Genomic DNA, 20,262 nt, shown 5'->3' on the forward strand with positions numbered 1-20,262 from the left:
AGTAGGATCACTGTATTGAAAACGCTCAGAGGTGCTCATCATGTTTCACTGCCCGAAATGCCATTACGCCGCTCACGCCCGCACGAGTCGCTATTTTTCTGATACCACAAAAGAGCGGTATCATCAGTGCACTAACATCAACTGCAGTTGTACTTTTGTCACGACTGAAACCGTTGAGCGCTTCATCGTTTCGCCGGGGGAAGTCGTACCGGCTCCGCCGCACCCGACGATGACCGGTCAGCATCAAATGCCCTGGCTGTGAACCAAAAGAAAACCCCGCAAATGCGGGGTTTTCTGTATTTTCGCGATTAGACATCGTCCGGTAGTTCGCGTATCGCTTTACGTATGTTTGATTCTGCGTCGTCAAGTTCACTTATAGCCCTGTTGATATCTGAACGGCCATTCTCTACCTTGGAGCGTGTACGCTTCAAAACGGTCATGGCGTCATCAATTGCACTTAGAGCCCGCTTTAATCTTCTCTTAGTATCCATCTTTGCCAATTCCTTGTTTTCATAGAAATTTTACAATATTTAATGAGAATACATTGGTATTAATCGAAAATAAGTGTCTGGTATCTCATTTATACAACCTGAAAAAATGATTTGTAAGGGCTTCTTCCTGTCTGATGTGGCATTACTTTTTAGTTCAGGTGAGGAAGGGGTAAGCCTCGCATAAGCGAGGCTTTTAGTATCGATGTGGTCAATGTGTGGACATTGATAGAAATAAATCCATTTATTTCAGTAGATTACAGGCAAAAAATAAGCCTGCGTAAGGGAGATTACGCAGGCTAAGGAGGTGGTTCCTGGTACAGCTAGCATTTATGGGTTATGTTTTTCAGCGGAGGGGATAATACCCTTAATGAACGAAACGGTATGTGATCGATTTCTAAGAATCTTCCGAACGCTGAAAAATAACCGTAATTAACTACTTAGTATGCGGGTTGCGCGTGGACTCACCGGTAAAATTACGCATCAACAATGCATAATTCAGATCGATATCCTCTGGTACTGGCATCCACACGGTGTAACCGTCGCCCGGCGCAACCGGCATGGCTTCACCTTTCGCGTTTTCCATCTGTTCGAGGGTAAAGTTAATGTTGCCCTGTGGGGTCATCAGCTCCAGGCTGTCGCCGACGGTGAATTTGTTTTTCACCAGTACGGCGGCCAGTTCACCTTTACGTTCGCCGGTGAATTCGCCGACAAACTGCTGACGCTCGGAAACAGAGAAGCCGTATTCGTAGTTCTGATAGTCGTCATGGGTATGGCGGCGCAGGAACCCTTCGGTGTAACCACGATGCGCCAGACCTTCCAGCGTTTCCAGCAGTTGCGGGTCGAACGGTTTACCGGCTGCGGCATCATCAATGGCTTTACGATAGACCTGCGCGGTACGTGCACAGTAATAGTATGACTTGGTGCGGCCTTCGATCTTCAGGGAATGCACGCCCATCTGCGTCAGGCGTTCAACGTGGGCAATGGCACGCAAATCCTTTGAGTTCATGATGTAAGTGCCATGTTCGTCTTCGAACGCGGTCATATACTCACCCGGACGCTGGGCTTCTTCAATCATAAAGACTTTGTCTGTCGGTGCGCCGATACCCAGCGTAGGCTCAACGTTTTGTACCGGAATAGGCTCGTACTTATGCACGATATTGCCCACCACGTCTTCTTTGCCTTCCTGCACGTTGTATTCCCAGCGGCAGGCATTGGTGCAGGTACCCTGGTTAGGGTCACGTTTGTTGATATAGCCAGAAAGCAGGCAACGGCCGGAGTAGGCCATACACAGCGCGCCGTGAACGAAGATCTCAAGCTCCATATCCGGCACCTGGGTGCGGATCTCTTCGATTTCTTCCAGCGACAGCTCGCGGGAGAGGATCACGCGGGTCAGCCCCATCTGCTTCCAGAATTTCACCGTCGCCCAGTTTACGGCGTTAGCCTGTACTGAAAGGTGAATGTCCATGTCAGGGAAGTTTTCGCGCACCAGCATAATCAGACCAGGGTCTGACATGATCAGTGCATCCGGCCCCATTTCCACCACCGGTTTCAGATCACGAATGAAGGTCTTCAGCTTGGCATTGTGTGGGGCAATGTTAACCACCACATAGAATTTTTTACCCAGTTCATGGGCTTCATTAATGCCGAGCTGCAGGTTTTCGTGGTTGAATTCGTTGTTGCGTACGCGCAGTGAGTAACGCGGTTGGCCCGCATACACAGCGTCAGCGCCATAGGCGAAAGCGTAACGCATGTTTTTCAGCGTTCCCGCCGGGGAAAGGAGTTCCGGTTTAAACATAATTTTCTCGTTCTGATGACAGGTCAGACTCGCCTCACTCAATGAGGCGGTTAGGGGAGTGCCCCCATATTAAGGGCGGGCATTGTAGCGCTGCGAGGAAGTCAGGTAAAGAAAAACGCCGGGCGACAGCGTTGCGTTACCCGGCTGAGCAAATAATTATCAGGTCTTATCTTTTATCGTCTGACTGACACCATTGGTCTTAACTGAAGCAATACCGGTCTCGCGTGACTGTTCATTCGCATACAGTTGACTGCTACCAATAATCTGGTGGTTTGCAGCTTTCAGGTTGAAATGTAATTTGCCATTAGACGCTGTTTTTTTCTCATAACGCTCATCCAGAGGGCTGTTAGCCTGGACAGATGCGATCCCTTTTTCTGCAGCGCCTTTTGTAGTGTAAAGCTCACTGGTAAGGATTATTTCCCCGTTCCCAGCTTTAAGAACAAAGCGGTACTGATCATCGCTACTCTTACTTAATTCAAACCAACCAGCCATATGAACTCCTTGATTAAAAGTTTTATATCAAACAGTTATTGACGACAGTATTGTCAGAAAGAGTATGAGCGATATTTGGAGAGTTGCTAGTTACCAGGGCTCACGGAACAACTGAGCCCTGAAGGGCATGAGAGTTTAAGCAATTCGGCAGGCATCGGCTTCCCAGCGATACCCCACGCCATAGACCGCGCGAATAAACGACTGCTCGGCATCCAGCGACTCCAGCTTACGTCGCAGGTTCTTAATGTGGCTGTCGATGGTGCGGTCTGTAACGACGCGGTAATCGTCATAGAGATGATTGAGCAACTGTTCACGGGAGAACACTTTACCCGGCTCATGTGACAACGTTTTAAGTAAGCGGAATTCGGCGGGCGTTAAATCGAGCATCTTCCCACGCCAGGAGGCCTGAAAACGGCCTTCATCGACGATAAGCGGGCTGTCTGCATCCATTTGTTGCAGTTCGCGCTGCGGTTTGCAACGACGCAGGATCGTTTTTACGCGCGCGACAACTTCACGCGGGCTGTAAGGTTTACAAATATAATCATCAGCACCGATCTCCAGCCCTAGCAGGCGATCAATCTCTTCGATTTTAGCGGTTACCATCATGATGGGGACTTCTGAGAAGCGGCGGATTTCCCGACACAGAGTCAGACCGTCGGTACCGGGCAGCATCAGATCCAACAAGATCAGATCGGGCGGCGTTTGGCGCACGTAAGGCAGAACCAGGTCGCCGTGGTTGATCAGCGTAGGGGCATAGCTCGCTGCCCGCAGGTAGTCGATCAGCAGTTGCCCCAGCTTAGGCTCATCTTCCACGATCAGAATACGCGGTGTGTTTTCATCAATGGGTAACTCAGTCATACATCTCTCTGTAAATCGCGTTCCAGCGGTAACTCTACTGTAATGCTAACCCCACCAAAAGGCGAATGGGCGGCGCGGATTAGACCATTATGCGCTTGTACGATATTGACGCAAATCGCCAGCCCCAACCCGGAACCTCCGCTGGCGCGGTTGCGCGAGCCTTCGGTGCGATAAAATCGTTCAAACAGCTTCTGTAACTGCTCGTCACTTACGCCGGGAGCGGAATCTGCGAAGGTTAATAACACCATGCGTTCGCGTTGTTCGGCGCTGATATGCAACCCGCCACCGCTATCGGTGTAGCGCAGACTGTTTTCCAGCAGGTTGTTGAACAGCTGCATCAGACGATCCCTGTCACCAAATACCGTCATGCTGTCGGGGAGCGAAAGCTGTATGGTCAATCCACGGCTGGCGAAGCGTTCACGAAATGCGCCGCTTGCCACTTCCAATAGGGGGATGAGGTCCAGCGATGTTTTCTGGTAGGCCAGCGCGCCTTCATCTGACATGGAGAGCTGATGAAGGTCGTCAACCAGTTTGGTGAGCGTACCGACTTCAGCCTGCAACGAGGCAACGGAGTCAGGGGTAAACTGGCGGACACCATCCTGAATGGCCTCCAGTTCACCGCGCAACACCGCCAACGGCGTACGCAGTTCGTGAGAAATATCGGCCATAAAGTCACGACGCATCTGCTGGTTTTTTTCCAGTGTACTGGCGAGCTGGTTGAAGTCCTGCGCCAGCTTGCCCAGCTCATCCGTACTGGTTGGCGTAACGCGAGTGGTGAAATCGCCCGCCGCCAGTTTGTGCGTGCCTTCCACCAACCGCTTAACCGGGGCCAGCAGGCTGCGCGCCAGCGTAAATGTCGCCAGCGCGGCCAGGATCGTGGAGAGCGCAACGATAAGCCAGCTGGATCGTCGTTGCTGCATGTCGAAATTGATATCCGTATTCCGCGTTAAGCGTTCCACAGGAGAGGCAATCACGGCGCCCACTTCGCTACCGTTAACGCGTATGGGATGGCGCATGCCGTCGCGAGGAACTGGGCCGCGCGGGCCGACAAGCACACGGGCGTTTTGGTCGACAACCCAAAACTGTGTACGCCAGCCGTGCGGCGGCATGCCTGGACCCGGTTTATCATCGTCGTTGTCGTGTTCAAAAGAGCGCAGGATCTGGAAAACAAAACGATCGTTATTGCGTAAGAATCGCCAGTTGCCGTGCTGCTCGTACTGCTCGCTTAATGCGTCGCTGAGCATTTGCAGCCGCTGCTCGTTGCCGTGCTTGATATAGTCAATAAAACCACGTTCGAAGCTAATGCGTACGGCCCAGTGCATGCTGATCAGCAACACAATGCAGGTGGCGAAAATCGCCAGAAACAGTTTGCCGGTGATACCGGGCCGCCAGAACTTCATCAGGTGCTCCTTTTGCGCCGTGAAATCACCGCGTTGGTTTGCGTGTCGTTCGGCACGCGGGCAAAAATAATGGCGGGCAGCGCAATGATGAATGCGATGCACAGCCAGGTATACATAAAGACGGTATGCGTACTTCCGCTGTCGATGGCGATATGCTGTTGGCCGAACATGCCCAGCAGCAGGCCAGCGATGGTCACACCAATACTCATCGATAGCTGCATGATCATCGACAGCAGGCTGTTACCGCTGCTGGCCAGATCGTCAGGCAGATCTTTTAACGTAAGCGTGTTCATGGATGAAAAACGCGTTGAGTTGACCATTCCCTGTAAAAACAGCACGAAGGGCAGGGCGTAATACCAGCCCAGCAGTGCCGTGGTCATTAGCAACAGACTGACCAGCGACAGGCTAAGCGTAGTGGTAATCAGTACGCGACGGTAACCAAAGCGGTTAACGACCTGCACCACAATGCGCTTCATGCCCATACTGCCCAGCACCATCGGGATCATCATCAGCCCGGCATGAAAAGGTGAAAAACCGAGGCCAATCTGTAAAAACACTGGTGTCATAAACGGCAACATGCCGCTACCGATGCGTCCGGCAAAACTGCCGAACAGACCTAGCGAGAAGGTTGGTGTGCGAAACAGATTCAGGCTGAATAGCGCACGCGGATTACGATGGGCGTGTTTCAGATACAGCGCAATAGCCAATACCCCGCAGATAACCAGCGCCGCCAGCGTGATACTGGAGAGGCCGGTTCCTTTGCTGCCATCGAGCGCCAGCGTCAGTACCGCCATGCCGACCGCCAGCATCGCGAACCCTGAGAGGTCGAAACGTCGGGTTTGCATGGTGTAGTTGGGCATCAGCATTAACGTCGCTATCGCGCCGACAATACCAACCGGAATGTTAATCAAAAATATCCAGTGCCAGGAGGCGTATTCAACCAGAATTCCGCCTAACGCCGGGCCCAGCAGCGGGCCGATTTGACCGGGTAAAGTGACAAACGTCATTGCCGCCATATATTGCTCACGCGGGACGATTTTCATCACCGTTAGCCTGCCGACCGGCACCATCATCGCGCCGCCAACGCCTTGTAAGACGCGCGCCATCACCAGCTCGTTGAGCGTGCTGGACCCGGCACAAAACAGCGAGCCAAGCGTAAACAGGATGATGGCGGTGAAGAAGATATTACGCACGCCAACTTTGTCCGCCAGCCATCCGCTGGCGGGCAGCATCACGGCAACAGTTAAAACATATGACACAATGACCATATGCATGTGTAACGGGCTTTCCCCGAGGCTTGCCGCCATCGAGGGAAGCGCGGTGTTAACGATGGTGGTATCCAGCGACTGCATAAAAAAGCCAAATGCCACAATCCAAAGTTGCCAGCGGGTGCTGTCGGGAAGTTCTGTCATAACTCTGCTACCGGTTTGCTGTTTTTACGCGAAAAACGCAGACGCAGACGGTCGAAAAAGAGATAGACCACGGGCGTGGTGTACAGCGTCAGGAGCTGGCTCACGACCAGCCCACCGACAATGGTTATCCCCAAAGGCTGACGCAGTTCAGAGCCATCTCCTGCGGATAACACCAACGGCAACGCGCCAAACAACGCCGCCAGCGTGGTCATCATTATTGGGCGAAAGCGCAACAAGCAGGCCTGGAAAATAGCTTCTTCCGGCTGTAGCTTGCCGTTTCTCTGCGCTTCCAGCGCAAAATCGACCATCATGATGGCGTTTTTCTTCACAATGCCAATTAATAGCATGATCCCTATCAGGGCGATTAGGCTGAACGGGGCATTGAACAGTTCCAGCGCCAGCAACGCCCCGACGCCAGCCGAAGGTAGCGTGGAGAGAATGGTCAGCGGATGGACATAGCTTTCATACAGCATCCCCAGCACGATATAGACCGTGGCGATGGCGGCGATAATCAGGATCACCTGCGAATTCATGGTGTCCTGAAATACCTGTGCGGTACCGGCAAAGCTACCGCGAACCGTGGAAGGGACGCCGAGCTGGGTCATGGTTCTGTTGATGGCCTCTGTCGCTTCTGACAGTGAAGAACCTGTCGGCAGGTTAAACGACACGGTTGAGGCGGCAGACAAGCCCTGATGGTTCACAGACAGTGGCGCATTCGCCGGCTGCCATTTAGCAAAGAACGATAACGGGATCGCTTTACCGTCATTGTTGATGACGAACATTTTGTCCAGTGCGCTGATGTCCTGGGTGTAACGTCGATCGACCTCCATCACCACTTTGTACTGGTTCATCGGCTGATAGATGGTCGAAATTTGCCGTTGTCCGAAAGCATTATTCAACAGGCTGTTGGCGGCTGCCACGTCGATCCCCAGACGAGACATGGTGTCGCGATCGTAAATCAGATTCATCTCCGCGCCATTGTCCTGCTGATCGGAGTTGACGTCTGCCAGTTGGGGCAGGGCGGCAAGCGCCTTACGGATCTTCGGTTCCCACTCACGCAGCGCCGCGAGATCGTCGGACAGCAATGTGTATTGATAGCTGGCGTTGGCCTGGCGTCCACCAACGCGAATATCTTGCACCGCCATTAAAAACAGATTCGCACCTGGCTCTTTTGAAAGCGCGACGCGCAGGCGGTCAATCACCTGTTGAGCGGTTTCACGGCGCTCATCACGTGGCTTGAGGGTAATAAACATCATCCCGCTGTTGACCCGCGAACCACCGGTAAAACCGGTGACGTTATTCACCGCCGGGTCGTCGCGGATGATCTTCATAAAGTCCTGCAGTTTGCCGCGCATGGCCTGAAATGAGATGCTCTGGTCGGCCTGGATCCCACCCATCAATACACCCGTATCCTGCTCCGGGAAGAAGGTTTTGGGGATGGAAATATAAAGCCAGATATTCAGCGCAATGGTACCGAGTAACACCACGCCTACCAGCCGCGTATGGCGCAGCACCCATTTAAGCGAGGTACCGTAACTCTGTTGCAGCGCCACCAGCACACGACCAAAACCCCGCTTGCGAGACTGTTCGCGCGGGGTGCTGGATTTGAGCATCCAGCCGCACATCATTGGCGTTAATGTCAGCGACACCAGCAGCGAGATACCGATAGCAACCGACAGCGTGACGGCAAATTCGCGTAGCAAGCGCCCAGGCAATCCGCCCATTAACAGCAGTGGCAGGAATACCGCCACCAGCGACAGACTCATGGAGAGCACGGTGAATCCCACTTCGCGTGTACCCTGTAACGCCGCCTGGAGCGGCTTCATTCCTGCTTCCAGGTGGCGGGCAATATTTTCCAGCACCACGATGGCGTCATCGACGACAAATCCCGTGGCAATGGTTAACGCCATCAACGACAGGTTGTTCAGGCTGAATCCGCACAGATACATGGCGGCAAAGGTACCGATCAGCGAGACCGGAACAGCTACCGCGGGGATCAGCGTCGCGCGCCCGGAGCGCAGGAAAATAAAGACCACCAGGATAACCAGCGCCACGGAGATAATCAGCGTCTGTTCGACTTCTTCCAGCGAGGCGCGAATAGTCGGCGAGCGGTCCTGGGCTATTTGCAGATCGATAGCGGCCGGGACCAGCGTTTGTAGCTCCGGCAATTTGGCGCGAATGCTGTCTACCGTCTGAATAATATTGGCTTCCGGTAGCTTGCGGATCATCAGCAGAATGGCCGGTTTGGCATTGGTCATCCCCGCGTTGCGTACGTCCTGCACCGAGTCGGTTACAGACGCAACGTCGCCCAGTCGCACCGCCGCGCCGTTATTGTAGTGGATGATAATCGGCTGGTATTCGGCGGCGGTTTTCAGCTCATCGTTGGTTTGTACCTGCCAACGGTGGGTATCATTCTCGATAGCGCCCTGCGGCTTACGTACATTGGCGTTGTCAATTGCGCTACGCACGTCGTCCAGCGACACGCCCTGGTTAAACAGCGCCTGCGGATTAAGCCCTACACGCACCGCAGGCAGTGAGCTGCCTCCAACGTCCACGTCGCCCACGCCGTCGATCTGTGCGATGGTCTGCGCCAGTTGTGTTGATGCGAAATCGTACAATTCACCTTGCGAGTACGTGTCCGATGTTAGCGTCAGGATCATGATTGGCGCATCGGAAGGGTTGGCTTTGCGATACGTTGGTCGGCTCGGCATCCCGCTGGGTAGCAGACTTTGCGCGGCGTTAATTGCGGCCTGAACGTCCCGCGCCGCGCCATTGATGTCACGGTCGAATTTGAATTCGAGAATAATACGCGTACTGCCAAGTGAACTGCTCGAAGTCATTTCGTTCACGCCCGCAATGCGCCCCAGCGAGCGCTCCAGCGGAGTTGCGACCGAGGACGCCATCGTTTCGGGTGAGGCACCCGGTAACGATGCGCTGACCATGATCACCGGAAAATCCACCTGCGGTAGCGGAGCGACCGGCAGCAGACGAAATCCGAGTATGCCGCACAGGGTGATGGCTACCGAAATGAGAATGGTCGCCACCGGACGATGAATGAAAAGCGCGAAAAATTTCATTTACGCTTCCTCTTCCTGACGCGGGAAGCGGCTTTTCACGTACAACGACAGACGGTCAAACAGCAGATAAATCACCGGGGTGGTAAACAGGGTTAATACCTGACTCACCAGCAGCCCACCGACCATGCCAATACCTAATGGACGACGTAACTCTGCGCCCACGCCGGTACTCAACATCAGCGGCAACGCGCCGAGCAGTGCCGCCAGTGTAGTCATCAGGATCGGGCGAAAACGCAGCAGACAAGCCTGGAAAATGGCATCGCGTGGTAACATTCCCTGTTCGCGCTCCGCGGCAAGGGCAAAATCGATCATCATGATGGCGTTTTTCTTGACGATACCGATGAGCAAAATAATGCCGATAATCGCGATGACGTCCAGTTCGCTCCCGGCAATCATTAATGCCAGGAGCGCCCCGACGCCCGCCGTCGGCAACGTGGAGAGAATAGTAATTGGGTGAATAAAGCTCTCATACAGCACACCCAGTACGATATACATCGCGACAACCGCAGCCACAATCAACCAGATGGTATTTCCCAGCGCAGCCTGGAAGGCGAGCGTGCTGCCCTGGAACTGGGTGGTAATATTTGCGGGCAGGTTAAGCGTTTTTTCGGTATCCAGAATGGCCTGTACCGCATCACCCAGCGACCACTCGTCTGGCACGTTGAACGAGATGGTGGTGACCGGGAACTGATCGAGGTGGTTAATCGACAGCGGGGCAAAACGCTGTTCAACACTGGCGATCGCGCTGAGCGGTACTATGCCGCCGTCGCTACTGGTCAGACGAATTGTATCCAGTGCCGCAAGCCCTGGCGTATTGTTGGTGTCATGTTCTAACACCACGCGATACTGATTTGCCTGGGTGTAGATGGTTGAAATCAGTCGCTGGCCGAAGGCGTTGTACAGGGCGTTGTCGACATCTGACATGCTGATGCCCAAACGGCTGGCGCTGTCACGATTGACGTTCACATATGCTACCAGCCCTTTGTCCTGCCAGTCGCTACTGACATCGGACAGTTGCGGTAGCTGATTTAGTTTTGCTATCAGCTGTGGAACCCAGGTGCTGAGGGCATCAAGGGATGTCGCTTGCAGCGTGAACTGATATTGCGTCCGGCTGACCTGAGTATCAATCGTCAGATCCTGAGTGGGCTGAAGATAAAGGTCAACGCCGGGAACTCTGTCAACCGCATCCTGTAGGCGGGCAATCACTTTCTGCACCCGATCGTCGCGTTCATCCAGAGGCTTAAGGTTGATTTGTAAGCGCGCGCTGTTCAATGCCGTATTAGTGCCGTCCACACCGACAAAAGCGGTCAGGCTTTCTACCGCCGGATCTTTCAGAATGACATCTGAAACCTGACGCTGGCGCTGGGCCATGCTGGCAAACGAGCTGGACTGTGGTGCCTGCAGCGTGCCCTGGATGATGCCGTTATCCTGTATCGGGAAGAAGCCTTTGGGAATAAAGACCCACAGCATGACGCTCAGCGCCAGCGTACCAAGCGCCACGCTGAGCGTCAGCCACGGATAGTTGAGTACCTTTGCCAGCCAGTGACCGTACCCGGCAATAACGCGATCAAACATGCGCTCTGAGGCACGGGAGAAGCGGTTTTGCTTACGCAATGAGGCCTGATTCAGCATACGCGCGCACATCATCGGCGTAAGAGTGAGCGAGACAACGGCGGAAATCAGAATCGCCACGGCCAGCGTCACAGCGAACTCCCGGAATAATCGACCTACGATATCACCCATAAATAGCAGTGGGATCAGTACGGCGATCAGTGAAAATGTCAGAGAGATGATGGTAAAACCAATCTCGCCCGCGCCCTTCAGGGCAGCAGTCAGCGGTTTTTCGCCTTTTTCGATATAGCGTGAAATATTCTCGATAACCACGATAGCGTCATCCACCACAAAACCTGTCGCAATGGTTAGCGCCATGAGGGTCAGGTTGTTGATGGAGAAATCAAGAAATACCATCACTGCGAAAGTACCGATTAACGATAACGGTACGGCGACCGCAGGAATAATGGTTGCCGGAATATTGCGCAAAAACAGGTAGATAATCATGACTACCAGCGCAATCGCCAGCATCAATTCAAATTGGGTATCCGCTACGGACGCACGGATATTGGTCGTACGATCGGAAAGTACGCTGACCTTAACCGATTTGGGCAGGCTCTCGGTGAGTTGTGGCAGCATCTGGCGGATACTGTCAGCAGTGGAAATGATGTTTGCCCCCGGCTGACGCTGAACATTCATCACAATGGCTTGTTGCTTATTGGCCCATGCGCCCAGCCAGCTGTTTTCGGCCCCTTGCTCAACGGTGGCAACATCGCCCAGACGAACCGGTGCCCCGCTTTTATAGGCAACAATGAGCTGACGATATTCATCCGCGGACTGCATCTGGTCGTTGGCTGACAGGGTAACGGCACGCGTTGGGCCATCAAGACTCCCTTTCGCCGAATTGACGTTGGCACCGGTAATGGCCGTACGGATGGTTTCGCTGGTCAGACCGAGTGCGGCAATGGCCTGAGCGTTAAGCTTCACGCGGACCGCCGGACGTTGCCCACCGGAAAGTGTTACCAGGCCCACGCCGGATACCTGAGAGATTTTCTGCGCGACGCGGGTTTCGACCATATCTTCCACCTGCGTCATCGGCATGGCGCTGGATGTGACCGCCAGCGTCATGATCGGCGGATCTGCCGGGTTTACCTTGCTGTATACCGGAGGGTTAGGGAGATCGCTGGGTAATAAATTGGTGGCGGCGTTAATCGCGGCCTGAACTTCCTGCTCGGCAACATCCAACGGGAGCGTCAGTTGAAACTGTAACGTAACGACCGATGCGCCACCGGAGCTTTGTGATGACATCTGTTTTAAGCCAGACATCTGTCCAAACTGACGTTCAAGCGGTGCAGTGACCGCCGAGGTCATGACGTCCGGGCTGGCGCCAGGGTAGAGCGTAACGACCTGAATCGTGGGGTAATCCACTTCAGGTAAGGCGGCGATTGGCAGGAAGCGATAACCGAAAATTCCGGCAAGCAAAATCGCGACCATCAGCAGCGTGGTGGCGACGGGGCGCAGAATAAACAGGCGCGATGGTCCGCCTGTGTTGTCCGGAGGTAACACCTGCATCAGGAGTTAGCTCCTTTTTTGCCGTATCCGCGTGGCGCTGTTTTCTCGTCCTGAACAGAGGCGTCGTGCGCCTCAACGACTTCGACTTTTGCGCCTTCCGTCAGACGGTCAATCCCGTCGGTCACGACCCGATCGCCCGCAGAAAGCCCGGCGGCAATCACCACTTTTTGGCTATCCTGAATACCCGGTTTAACCAGGTGTTTGCTCACTTTGTTATCGCTGTTCAGTACCCAGACAAAGTGGCCTTCGTTACCCATTTGCAGGGCGGCAGTTGGGATCACAACAGCATTTTGTTGTGTGTCGACCAGCATGCGGGCGTTAACGAACTGGTTAGGGAATAAAGCATCATCCTGATTGTTAAAACGAGCCTTAACTTTGATTGTTCCGGTGGTGGCATCAATTTGATTGTCGAGGCTGAGCAGAACGCCTTCGCTCAGCTTTTGCGAATTGGTTCGGTCCCAGGCTTCGACCTTCAGCGGGCTCCCCGATTTTTGTGCCTGCAATACGGTAGCAATGTCGTTTTCCGGCAACGTAAATATCAGGTCGATAGGATGCGTTTGCGTAATGACGACAATTCCGGTGGTATCGCCGCTGGAAATCTGGTTACCGACATCGACCTGTTTCAGGCCGACACGACCATCGACAGGCGCGGTTATCCGGCTCCAGTCGAGCTGCAACTGTGCGCTGGCGACACTGGCTTCATCCGCTTTGATTGTGCCTAACGTCTCATTGACCAGCGCCTGCTGGGCATCCAGCTCCTGACGGGAGACCAGATTGGTTTTAACCAACTGTTGATAGCGGGCAAGATCGCGACGGGCATTCGCCAGCGTGGCTTTATCTTTTGCCAGTTGTCCCTGCGCCTGAGCCAGAGCAACTTTGAACTGGCTGGGATCTATCTTTGCTAGCAGGTCACCGGCTTTAACCTGTTGTCCTTCCTCAAAGTGTAAGGCGATGAGTTGACCATCCACCCGACTACGCACCGTGGCGGTATTTGCGGCAGTAACGGTCCCCAGCCCTGTCAGATAGCGTGGCACGGCTTCCTCGGTGGCGGTGGCAGCCTGCACGGGAGCCAACGGTCCGGAGCGCATTCCACGCCGTCCTGACCCCGCCGTGTGCTGCGCGGGTTTGGTCGCGCCCGGTGGGGTTCCCTGGGATGCGCTGCGGCTTTGCCAGAACCAGATGGCGGCGACGGCGGCCACGACGATCACGATTGCTATCACCCAGCGGGATTTATTACTGCCTTTCATTGTTATGAGTTTCTCATCCTGAAACGATTCGCGGAATGATACTAGTTTAGCCAGTGAACAAGGGAGAAAAATGGAGGAATTATGAAACACTGTCGGGATTCGTCTGAATGCTGACGCGGCTTTGCGAGGCGTTACGCAACAATCGGTGGTGAAGATAGCGAATACGCAATTGTGCGATAGAGTGCTGACAAGGCAAAAAGGAGGAAAGCCAGAGATTTCAGCGGGACGCTGGAACGGGAAAGCCCCTCCCGAGGAAGGGGCCAAAATAAGGAAAGGGTTATGATGAAGTACGTCATCATACTGGTGATACTCTTAGTCATTAGCTTACCGGCTTACTAAGACACCAGGGGGAGGGGAAACCTTCCCTAACCCTCACTCCTGAAAATAAGCCACAGCAAGGATGATGTCAATACGCACACTTTTCAGCATGCGAGCGGCTTAGCGGAAAACAACGTCAGCCCAGCGGGCCAGTCCGGCGGTGACAGAACCGAAGTCATCGCCACCCGCGATAGGGATCCCGGGAAGCTGCTGGGCGAGGGCTTTTTTAATCAGCGGCGAACGCGCGCTGCCGCCGGTCAGATAAATCACGTCTGGTTTTTCCTGTGCGTTGTCCAGCGCCAGCTGGACCTGCTCGAGAATACGCGCCAGGGGCTGATTGAGCGCAGCTTCCAGTCCGTGTTGATTGATATCGGTTGCCAGCGTGTCGCTGATAAACGGTATCGCCGCCGTTACAATCGTCTGGTCGGAGAGTGCGATTTTGCTCTCTTCTGCACTGCGCACCAGGCGATAGCTCAGACGCTCGCGCCAGACTTTAAGCAGCAGAGCGACTTTATCGGCTTCTCTCGCGTCGCGGACAAGATCGTTGAGCAGTCGACCGTTGGCGCTGCTATAGAAATCACTTTGCGCGGGAACGTCGTTGATTGCGACCGCGTTCCACCACGGGAGAATCGGTAAGGCGATACCTTTTTCTGTCTCACCGCCCATACCTAGCAGTGGCATCAGGTGTTTAAACGCCAGCGCGATATCCAGATCGTTCCCGCCTACGCGGCAGCCACTGTGTCCCAGCAGGCTGTTTTCGCGATCGGCACGCTGATGCCATTGCGGCCCCATCAGCAGCAGTGAACAGTCGGTCGTACCCCCGCCAATATCCACCACCAACACGCGTTTTTCTTCCTGCAGCGTCGCTTCGTAATCCAGTCCCGCCGCTACCGGCTCGTACTGGAAGACGACATCCTGAAAACCGGCGCGTTTGGCCGCACGTTCAAGAATACCCTGCGCCTGGGTGTTGGCGTCATCGCCACCTAATCCCTGGAAGTTGATGGGCCGACCAATCACGGCCTGAGTGATAGCTTCCGGCAGCTGGCTTTGCGCCTGGTTGCGAATGTGCAGCATCATTGCACAGACCAGATCTTCAAACAGCGCAACCTGCTGCGGCTTCAGACCGCTGGCGCCCAAAAATGATTTTGGCGATTTAACGAAGTACACCTCTTCCGGGTCTTCAATATACTGACCCAGCGATGCCAGACCGAACTGCACGCTGTTGGCGTTAACGTCGATGTCTTCTTCGCGGTTGTAGCGCATTGCACGGCGAAGCAGCGCCTGCGTTTCATCGTCCGTAGTTGGGATGTCGTGATGGCGATACAGCCACTCGCTAACCGCTTCGCGCGTTGGTGCGCACAGCATTGAGGGTAGCAGCGTGCTGTTATTTTCCATTTTGAGCAGGTGGGGCTGCCCGTCACGCATAACGGCCACTGAACAGTTTGCCGTACCGTAGTCAAAACCAATAAACACCGTAAAAATCCCCATGCCAGTGAAGAAGGGGCGTGACTTTAACGAATAGTTGACGCCCCGACAACTGGAATATGAAAGCAAGGCGTACTGATTGAATACCGTTTATGCTGTAGGTTTGCGTAAAAAGGAAAACTGAATGTTCACGCTGAGCTGGCAACCGCCTTATGACTGGCCCTGGATGCTGGGGTTTCTTGCCGCCCGTGCGGTTGAAGGTGTCGAAACCGTAGGAGAGCTGGATTATGTCAGAAGCCTGTCCGTAGGGGGGCATCGTGGTCTGGTGCGCGTTGTCCCGGATCTAGACGCCAACGTGCTACACGTGACGTTGAGCACAGGGTTACAGCCGGTAGCTTCCGAGTGCCTGGCAAAAATAACGCGCTTGTTCGATCTTGGCTGTTGCCCGCAGCAAATTATCGCCGCGCTGGGTAGCCTCGGTGCGGCGCGTCCGGGACTGCGCCTGCCGGGATGTGTCGATGCGTTTGAGCAAGGGGTGCGGGCGATTTTAGGGCAGTTAGTCAGCGTATTGATGGCCGCGAAACTGACGGCGAAAGTGGCGCACGCTTACGGGGAAGCGCTGGAGGATGCGCCCGAGTATGTGTGTTTTCCTACGCCGGAAGCGCTTGCCAATGCCGATCCGCTACGCCTGAAAGCGTTAGGAATGCCGCTCAAACGCGCTGAAGCGTTGATTCACCTGGCTCATGCAACCCTTGAAGGAACGCTCGCGACAACAGCCCCTGCCGATATCGAACAAGGCGTTAAGCAGCTACAAACGTTTCCCGGGATAGGGCGCTGGACCGCCAACTATTTCGCGCTACGTGGTTGGCAGGCGAAGGACGTTTTTCTGCCGGATGATTATCTGATTAAACAGCGTTTTCCCGGCATGACACCGGCCCAGATCCGACGGTATGCAGAGCGCTGGAAACCCTGGCGCTCCTATGCGCTGTTACATATTTGGTATACGGATGGCTGGCAACCGTCAGTTGATGGCGAAATTACTGGTATTCAGTAGCAGATCCAGCGGTTGGGTATCGGCAATAATATCGCCATAAATCATATCAACACCGATGCCAGAAAGCGTATCCATGATGAGTGGCAACTGCACCGGACCGGCGATAGTTTTTATGTCCAGGCGCTGGGCATGACCCTGGATAATGGACACCCACATTTCGTCGATCAGGTTGCCGGGAGCGCTGGCACTTAGCTCGCTGTCGAGCAACAGGTAATCGACAATGCGATATTTCAGGTTGTCAAAGAGCTCTAAATCGCGACCAACCTGACTTAATACAATTCGACAACCGTACTGACGCAGTCGATGCAGGGCGGATATAGCCTGCGTTGGGTTGGTTTTGAAGACGCTTGCCGGAACGGTCAGATGCAGCAATCGCGGCGGTAGTGGACTGCGTTGCAAGTGCTCCAGCAGCTCATCGATAAGTTCTGTGTTGAGCAGGCCGACGGCGGAAAGGGGCAGGGCAATACTGAGGCCCTTACTGGCTACTGCTTGGGCAGAGTTCTGGAAGAACTCGCTAAATACCCGACGGTCAAGCGCCTTGCTTAACGCGGGATCGACCAGCCCGGCGCGGAAGGCTTGCTCCTCAATGACTTCACCCTCAGCGGTGCCTAAGCGAAGCGAAATAATCCAGAAGCTAAACGTCTCCGGTATACGCGGGGAAGCCACACCTCTGGCGATCATCAGCATTGGGTTGTTCATAATGGTGTGTCTTTGCTCATCCAATGTCAGTTGACTACGCGCGGCATGACCCTGGCTTTGCTGCGGTTCATAAATGCAGACACGTCCACGCCCACTGTTTTTCGCCGCATAGCAGGCGATATCGGCCTGAGACATCACATCGGTCGCGACATGGTTTTTCTCATCAATCAGCGTAATTCCCGCACTGGCACCTATACGGTGTAAGCGGCCTTCCCACATAAAGTGGTAATTATTAATAGCACTGATGACGCGACCTGAGATAAAGCGGGCGCTTTCGATATTACAATCCGGTAGCAACAGACCAAACTCGTCGCCGCCCAGGCGTGCCAGCATATCGCTGGATCGCAACATGCTGAGCATAAGCGCTGAGAGTTCACGCAGCAGGGCATCGCCAGCGGCATGACCCGCGCTGTCGTTCACCGCTTTAAAACGATCCAAATCGATAAAAACCAACACATGGCGCTGGTGCGTGTCGTGTACCGAATGCAGCAATTGTTTTAGATGGTTTTCGAAGCTGACCCGGTTTGCCAACTGGGTCAGGTCATCATGCGAGGCGCTGTAGCTAAGCTGGCGGAGCATCTTCCGCGACTCTGTGACGTCCTGAATAACCAACACCGAGCCAATGCTGCTGCCGTCGAGGGTGCTGAGGGGCGTGATGCTGTACTGAATGTCATAACTGTTGCCGTTACGACAATGCAGGACCACTTCCTGTTCGATTGCCGTACGCGACATGTCAGCACTGTAGATATTTTCCATCAGCGGACCGTTCTCGCCAAAAGTAATATGTAGTACCGTCAATAGCGGAATGCCGATGGCACTGTCCTGCTGCCAGCCGCTCATTTTCTCAGCAACCGGATTCATAAAGGTCACGTTCATATCGACATCAATACAAATCACCGCTTCGCCGATTGAATCCAGCGTAATGTGAAGGCGCTCTTTTTCCTGAAACAGCGCTTCGTTAAGCTGCTTGACTTCGGTCATATCCATATTGATACCAAGTAAGCGTTCAACTTCACCGTCTTTATTCAGTACCCGGTTGGCCAACGAGCGGATATGGCGTATGCCATCTTTTACCGCGATACGAAACTCAAGCTTAAACGGAGCCCGTGCGGCCAGTGAATCACGAATCACATTTTCGGCGTACTCACGATCTTCGGGTACCACGCACTCATACCAGACTTGCCAACTGGGCTTGATATGCGCAGGAACTTCGTAGAGATCGAACATCCGTTTATCCCAGCTGATCACGTCAGGCTGGAGTTCCCATTCCCAGATCCCAATCCCCCCGGCTTCATTGGCGAGGGTAATGCGCTCCATCAACCGTTTGTTAATCCACTCGGTATGCTTCAGGTCGTTAATGTCCTCAACCTGCGCGATAAAATAGAGTGGGGTATTGTCGCTATGACGCACCAACGAAACGGCCAGCAACGCCCAGACGACGTCGCCCGAACGGGTGTAATAGCGTTTTTCCATGGAATAGCTATTAATCTCTCCGCGTGCCAGCATGTTCAACTGTTCAATGTCGTTGTTCAAATCTTCCGGCCAGGTTAATTGCTGGAAGGTCAGTGAGCGTAACTCCTCCTGGCTATAGCCCAGAAACTGACACAAGGCTTTATTGGCCTGTAACCATTGCCCCTCGGTACCGACTAACGCCATGCCAATCGCGGAATATTCCATGGCGTTGCGAAACCGCGATTCGCTTTCAGAGATGTGCTTGCGTTCGGCTCGAAATGCGTACATCACCATGGTCATCATATTGGCGGGCAACAGGATCATCAAAAACGGTAGCCACGGTATGCTGGTCAATACGGTCAATTTAGGGGTGTAGAGCAGCGAAGGGTCGGCGGCCAGCATCAGCGAAACCATCATTACGGTGCTGAGGAATATTAAAAATGCCTCCATACGCGGCAGACGGACAGCGCTCCACATCAGCAGGACAATAACGCAGGTAAATGGCCACGGAATGTACATCATCGACAGCCAACTGAGCGTTAAGGTCACCAGCAGGGTAATCAGGGTCTCAAGCAGTAAGCGTGGGTTGCGGTGGCGGAGTAAATAATGCGGCTTAAACAACAAACCCAGCGGCACCAGCGCCAGTGCGCCAATGGATTCTGACAGTACCCAAATGAGAAAGGTATTTAACGACGTGTCCTTCGGCAGCAACAACCACATCAAAATGCCGCCCAACAGTGGCGGAACAACCGCGCTACCAAATGCCAGGCGCGCCCAGTCATTCAAATTTTGTAAGGGATTGTACCAGGGCAGCAGTTTACGCAATAACATTGCGCCAACAACAGCCTCAATAATGTTAATGACCGTATAGGAGAAATTAAGCGACTGTCCGGGGAAAAAAAGTAAAGAGGCGCCGATGCTACCGAATGAGCAAGCCAGCGCGATCCCAGACCACATCTTTCCCGCGTGACGGTAAAAAGCCACCATCATGATAGAGGTTGGAAACCACAGAGGGGCAAGCTGTGCGCCGTAACGTGATAGTTCCAGCGAAAACAACGTAAAGATGAAAGCCACCAGACCTAAACTGGCCAGGCGCAGTAGAGGATGGGGTAAGGTAACTAAAACATGTTGGGATTGTTTACTCATTACCACTCTACCCAAATAGCCGTTGTCGCCCAGCAGAGATGCCGGACGCATCACATTTAATCTGGGATTATGCTAGTACAAACAATTTACAATTTATACGCCAGCTGCTCATAAATTAACACTCCCAAGCTATTAATTCCTAAGGCAGGTGAATAAATATAGCGGCTGTTCTAAATCTGACCATTTTAATTTGCGACAGGGACAGCATTGGTGCAGCCTGGGGTGGCATCGCGCCGCTGAAATCCCTATAATTGCCGCGTTTGGCGTTTCGAC

13 protein-coding genes are annotated in these 20,262 nt (G+C 53.8%); 3 read left to right on the forward strand and 10 right to left on the reverse strand.

The features are described from left to right. The first annotated feature begins 40 nt into the window (after positions 1 to 40). Positions 41 to 262, forward strand: coding sequence for a DNA-binding transcriptional regulator (locus OGY67_RS02275; protein WP_047090157.1), 222 nt, complete (start codon positions 41 to 43; stop codon positions 260 to 262). A 662-nt stretch (positions 263 to 924) separates the two neighbouring features. Here OGY67_RS02275 and trhP read toward each other — a convergent pair. From trhP to OGY67_RS02315, 8 genes are all read right to left on the reverse strand, one after another. Next, positions 925 to 2,286 carry a prephenate-dependent tRNA uridine(34) hydroxylase TrhP gene (gene trhP / locus OGY67_RS02280; RefSeq protein ID WP_032943948.1) on the reverse strand — a complete coding sequence of 454 codons (1,362 nt, stop codon included), beginning with the start codon at positions 2,284 to 2,286 and terminating at the stop codon, positions 925 to 927. Between the two features lie 159 nt (positions 2,287 to 2,445). Continuing rightward, positions 2,446 to 2,778 carry a YegP family protein gene (locus OGY67_RS02285; RefSeq protein WP_048224506.1) on the reverse strand — a complete coding sequence of 111 codons (333 nt, stop codon included), beginning with the start codon at positions 2,776 to 2,778 and terminating at the stop codon, positions 2,446 to 2,448. Positions 2,779 to 2,913: 135 nt separating this feature from the next. Beyond that, on the reverse strand, positions 2,914 to 3,636 hold the full coding sequence (gene baeR, locus OGY67_RS02290) for an envelope stress response regulator BaeR (RefSeq protein WP_032943946.1): 723 nt from the start codon (positions 3,634 to 3,636) through the stop codon (positions 2,914 to 2,916). Continuing rightward, positions 3,633 to 5,036 carry an envelope stress sensor histidine kinase BaeS gene (gene baeS / locus OGY67_RS02295; RefSeq protein WP_003834277.1) on the reverse strand — a complete coding sequence of 468 codons (1,404 nt, stop codon included), beginning with the start codon at positions 5,034 to 5,036 and terminating at the stop codon, positions 3,633 to 3,635. The genes baeR and baeS overlap by 4 nt, the downstream gene beginning before the upstream one ends. Beyond that, positions 5,036 to 6,448, reverse strand: coding sequence for an MFS transporter (locus OGY67_RS02300; RefSeq protein ID WP_128612021.1), 1,413 nt, complete (start codon positions 6,446 to 6,448; stop codon positions 5,036 to 5,038). Before OGY67_RS02300 ends, baeS begins: the two co-directional genes overlap by 1 nt. Beyond that, entirely contained in the window at positions 6,445 to 9,525 is a 3,081-nt protein-coding gene (gene mdtC / locus OGY67_RS02305; RefSeq protein ID WP_235127185.1) for a multidrug efflux RND transporter permease subunit MdtC, read from the reverse strand. The genes OGY67_RS02300 and mdtC overlap by 4 nt, the downstream gene beginning before the upstream one ends. Further along, complete coding sequence (locus OGY67_RS02310; protein WP_286573330.1) at positions 9,526 to 12,648, reverse strand: MdtB/MuxB family multidrug efflux RND transporter permease subunit; 3,123 nt, start codon at positions 12,646 to 12,648, stop codon at positions 9,526 to 9,528. It lies immediately after the preceding gene. Further along, a complete protein-coding gene (locus OGY67_RS02315; protein WP_286573332.1) occupies positions 12,648 to 13,895 on the reverse strand; it encodes an MdtA/MuxA family multidrug efflux RND transporter periplasmic adaptor subunit in 1,248 nt (415 codons plus the stop codon). Before OGY67_RS02315 ends, OGY67_RS02310 begins: the two co-directional genes overlap by 1 nt. A gap of 279 nt (positions 13,896 to 14,174) precedes the next feature. Here OGY67_RS02315 and OGY67_RS02320 point away from each other — a divergent pair, with 279 nt between their 5' ends. After that, positions 14,175 to 14,234 (forward strand): type I toxin-antitoxin system Ibs family toxin, encoded by a 60-nt coding sequence (locus OGY67_RS02320; protein ID WP_106672390.1) that lies wholly within the window; start codon positions 14,175 to 14,177, stop codon positions 14,232 to 14,234. A 99-nt stretch (positions 14,235 to 14,333) separates the two neighbouring features. Here the strand turns inward: OGY67_RS02320 and yegD are convergent, their stop codons facing one another. After that, positions 14,334 to 15,686 carry a molecular chaperone gene (yegD, locus tag OGY67_RS02325; protein ID WP_032943940.1) on the reverse strand — a complete coding sequence of 451 codons (1,353 nt, stop codon included), beginning with the start codon at positions 15,684 to 15,686 and terminating at the stop codon, positions 14,334 to 14,336. Between the two features lie 136 nt (positions 15,687 to 15,822). Between yegD and alkA the strand changes: the two genes are divergently transcribed. Beyond that, on the forward strand, positions 15,823 to 16,692 hold the full coding sequence (gene alkA, locus OGY67_RS02330) for a DNA-3-methyladenine glycosylase 2 (protein WP_286573334.1): 870 nt from the start codon (positions 15,823 to 15,825) through the stop codon (positions 16,690 to 16,692). Here the strand turns inward: alkA and OGY67_RS02335 are convergent. Continuing rightward, positions 16,660 to 19,989: a diguanylate cyclase gene (locus tag OGY67_RS02335; RefSeq protein WP_286573336.1), complete on the reverse strand. Its 3,330-nt coding sequence runs from the start codon at positions 19,987 to 19,989 to the stop codon at positions 16,660 to 16,662. The two genes, alkA and OGY67_RS02335, sit on opposite strands and share 33 nt — an antisense overlap. Between the last annotated feature and the right edge of the window lie 273 nt (positions 19,990 to 20,262).

The sequence above is a fragment of the Citrobacter sp. Cpo015 genome, assembly GCF_030333035.1.
GTDB lineage: Bacteria > Pseudomonadota > Gammaproteobacteria > Enterobacterales > Enterobacteriaceae > Citrobacter > Citrobacter portucalensis.